This window comes from Prevotella jejuni (assembly GCF_900187995.1).
Taxonomy (GTDB): Bacteria; Bacteroidota; Bacteroidia; order Bacteroidales; family Bacteroidaceae; genus Prevotella; species Prevotella jejuni.
This window is the reverse complement of the sequence record NZ_FZNZ01000076.1, coordinates 1-3810: the sequence shown is the minus strand read 5'-3', so window position 1 is coordinate 3810 and position 3810 is coordinate 1. Positions and strand designations below refer to the sequence as shown.

2 protein-coding genes and 2 pseudogenes are annotated in these 3810 nt (G+C 39.0%); all 4 read right to left on the bottom strand.

What is annotated here, in order from left to right; genetic code table 11:
* Window positions 1-57: 57 nt before the first annotated feature.
* Window positions 58-255: pseudogene (locus tag CHB62_RS14290) on the bottom strand (phage baseplate assembly protein V); the annotation flags it as partial.
* A 51-nt stretch (window positions 256-306) separates the two neighbouring features.
* Window positions 307-651 (bottom strand): DUF4280 domain-containing protein, encoded by a 345-nt coding sequence (locus CHB62_RS14285; RefSeq protein WP_089367348.1) that lies wholly within the window; start codon window positions 649-651, stop codon window positions 307-309.
* A 195-nt stretch (window positions 652-846) separates the two neighbouring features.
* A complete protein-coding gene (locus CHB62_RS14280; protein ID WP_254919400.1) occupies window positions 847-1371 on the bottom strand; it encodes a hypothetical protein in 525 nt (174 codons plus the stop codon).
* Window positions 1372-3111: 1740 nt separating this feature from the next.
* Window positions 3112-3810, bottom strand: a pseudogene (locus tag CHB62_RS14275) (phage baseplate assembly protein V); the annotation flags it as partial.

The window sequence follows — 3810 nt, the reverse complement described above, 5'->3', positions numbered from 1 at the left end:
TATTATCTTTAGGCCCAATCAAAAGATTGAGCCTAAAGAGGCGTTGTACTAAACCAAACGGAAGAGTGGTATGATACTTAACCCGAGTTCAGGTTCTTTGCTGCCGCCACCATCCGGTGTCATCACACGCACCCAACTTGTTCGCATGTTATCGGTCTGCCAATTCATGCGCACCTGCACACGACCCGCTCCATGTGGATCGGCATTGCTTAGCACCGTTGCCATCTGTGTTTCAGCCAATGGCAAACGTAGTCTATCGGTATAAAGACATCTACAACGCATCATAAAGGTAGAGCATGAGTACTTTTATTCACTTTCAACAAAAGTGTTACTTCCTGTGTCTACGAACGATATTCTTCCTCCTTTAGCACACATACAGAATGACTGCTCTGTCAGCTTTTTCATCCCATTGATACTGTCTTTCTGAGTTGTTTGCTGCCATCCTTGTGGCTGGGGAAGACAAGGAGGATTCGGGGTACTACATTTGCAAACTCCAAAACTGGAGATATTATCTAAACCACTTTTATCCTCCTCTGTAGCTACCAATTCTCCCGAAATACTTCGGAAACTTTGACTAAGAACTGTCAACTTGGCTTCTTCTGTTCCTAAAGTACAACACATTAAAGCACCATTAGTTACAATTTTCACCATTCTACTTTATTATAGGATTTATACCTTTCTTTATAACTTCTTCAGTATTAGCATCCATTTTAATAGAAACTAGATTTTGTCCTACCTTGTGATGAATAATCCATACATACAGGTTGCATCATCAAGCTCTAAAGACAGCACTGTTATTTTCTTGAAACAACTTCTTTACAATAAGACGCTGTAAACTATCCCGTTTTATTTCTCTACCTCCCCTTCTACTTGATTAATTATCTTGCCGGTATTAGCATTTATTTTAATTGTATAAACCTTAATACCAACTTGCCACCGAATTCGCCATATAGGAATTTTACTATGTTTGCTCACATAGCGATGAATAAAGACTTTATTATCAAACAAATCCAGTTTCAATTCTTCTTTGACAAACTTCTCCACTTTTTCCCATGGATAGTTTTTATAAGGGGCATCTTGGTCGTATTCATCTATTAAATAACCATTCTCATCATACTCTTTCCAGATGCCCGCATTAAATCTATTATAATAATATTTTCCCACTAACTTTAGAGTTCCCGTTTTATTGTAATACTCCTTACACGTTCCAAATAGGCTGTTGTCTTTTCTGGCATATTCTATATAATTAGAGCCATTATCACCTCCAAACTGCCGCACTTTACCTCGCAAGTAATGCTCAAATTGATATTCATGTCCTTGTCTTTCCATATAATAGGTAGATGTGTCAAATCTCTCTGTTGTCCTTTCCATATTCTTATTCTTTTTAATATTATTATTATCTGTATTCTGTGCTTTGCAACTGCTTATTATCATAAGCGTTGCCAATGAAATTATGATTTGCCTTACCATCTTTTTATTACTTTTTCATTATTTGTTGATTTGTTTTTTCTTTTCCTCTCTCTTTCTCTTAATCTCTTTCCACTGTTCTACCGTCGGTAAGTTCTCTTGAAGAATGTTCCATTGGAACTGCCATGTAGCTATCACTGGTATTTTTTCTGTTCCAACATCAGAATAGTCCATAATATTGTCCGTTTTATATTTTTCAAAAGTGTGTTGGTTTAAGTCACTAAATGAATGGTATAGCCCTAAGGCGTGAAAAAGTTCATGTGCACAGGTTGTATCATCAAGACCCGGAGCCAACACGATTACTTCCTTAGAGCATATTTCACGGGCACGCCCATATATAGACGAATCTCCATCAGCATTCTCATTTATAAAATATATTTTATAATAAGAAGCATACTTTGCCGTATATGAATTACTATTTAGCACACTTGTCAAATAATCATATATTTTCAAGTTACTTAAATCTTCCCTTTTTAATAATTCTTTATCAGTATAGGCAAGGAAAGCCTCTTTCCGATCTGGAGTTGTCAAATCAAGCTCACATTCCTCTATATTTGCATCTATATAACATTGAGAAAAATATTTATCCAATATTATTTTACGAGAAGGATCCTTAGGAGGAATATTACCTAAGCTTTTTTCTTCTGCATATAGATCTGTTTTCACCCTCACCATTACTACATCCAAGGTATACCGATGCCTGTCATCATTTGCCTTTACAATTAATTTACCTGCCAGCGATTTATTGTCCTGTTCGTCATAGGCATAAAGACATATCTCCTTATCTTCCGAAAACTCCTTATTACACGTTATAGAAAGGTCATCAGCCGATGGATAATGACCGATATCAAGAATAGGTGCAGAACTTTGATTCAAAGTAAAAAAATCCTTATCATACTCATATTCTAACCGTTGAGCTTTTTTATGAACATCGATATTCAAGGTCAAATCAGCACATTGATCTTTTAATAAAGTCATCACAGGTACTACATAGAGATAATCCGGCTTCTTTGTAGCAGCATCCCTGGTTGCTTCCGAAGTAACTGCTGACATAGCAGATTCTGCCTCTTTCTTCTTCCAAGGAATTATATACTGATGCTTATATTCAAATAGGAACTGCTTATATCTGCTCGTTTCTTGTTTGAAGTTTTTACCTTCCCCCTCACAAGTACCGATTATCTTGTCGTAGCGGTTTTTCTCTGTATCTCCAGTTCTACCCGAGTCTGCAAAACGTACCCAGTCAAAGCCGAATTCGCCATTATAACTTTTTGATGTTCTAAACTGTACACATACCTTTGTACCTATTTCCTTTTTTACTGTTTCATATTCTTTTGCCGTATTCAGTTCGTGCATACCCTGCTCTCCACGCATCTCCATCGTACCTTGCGAATTCACCACCGTTTTGTTTGCAGAATGTATAAAAAGTTCTTGCTCACCAACAACATTCGTCTCCGGAGCTTCAATCTTTATTTGATTCTGAGAGTTGAGCAATGCCTTTCCTGCCTGTGTGTGGAAGAAGTCCGCAACAAGCTGCTGCATGAAAGGTGTGTTTACCAATATCTTCTGCATTACATTGGTCAGCATCATATTACCAATGTTCGTTGTTTGAGAGTTTCCAACATTAACTTGTAGGTCGTGACCTACCATTAAGGACATATCATTACCAGCATGGAGCTGTATGTTCTTAGGGGCATTAAGCAAGATGTTTCCATTTCCATCCAAATAAATGGAACTACCGCCTGCATCTTTTATCTCAAGAGACCTATTATCATCGTTGAGGATAACAGAAATACCACTACGTGTCTTAAGACTTTTAATACTATTATTTGAACCTCCACCGTTACCTGTTGTTCCATTAAACAGGCTACCCATGACGTAGGGACGGGCTGGGTCACCATGGCGGAAGCCGAGGAGGACCTGGTCGCCTACCTCTGGGATGAAAACAAAGCCACGGTTGCTTTTTACGTCTTTGCTGCCACCACCATCTGGTGTCATCACACGCACCCAACTTGTTCGCATGTTGTCGGTCTGCCAGTTCATGCGCACCTGTACACGCCCCGCTCCATGTGGATCGGCATTGCTGAGTACCGTTGCCATCTGCGTTTCAGCCAGAGGCATTTCAACCTTTGGGTTAGGCAGACTCATTACAGTACCAGGAATGGCTTTGAAACGGTTTTTATAGTAACAGCTCTCGCTCACTTCATGGGTCATCTCGATGATGATGAAATCGCCTAAGCTCTCTTGGGAAAGATTGCCAACTCCCTTTAAGAAAGAACTATACAAACTTATCACCGAACCCACATGTAGCCTTGGGTCCTGGCTTTCGGCTGTGACGTAATGGGT

Excerpts from the sequence above, each read along its gene's own strand:
- CHB62_RS14285 (WP_089367348.1), bottom strand. The coding sequence starts at position 651 with ATGGTGAAAATTGTAACTAATGGTGCTTTAATGTGTTGTACTTTAGGA.
- CHB62_RS14280 (WP_254919400.1), bottom strand. The coding sequence starts at position 1,371 with ATGGAAAGGACAACAGAGAGATTTGACACATCTACCTATTATATGGAA.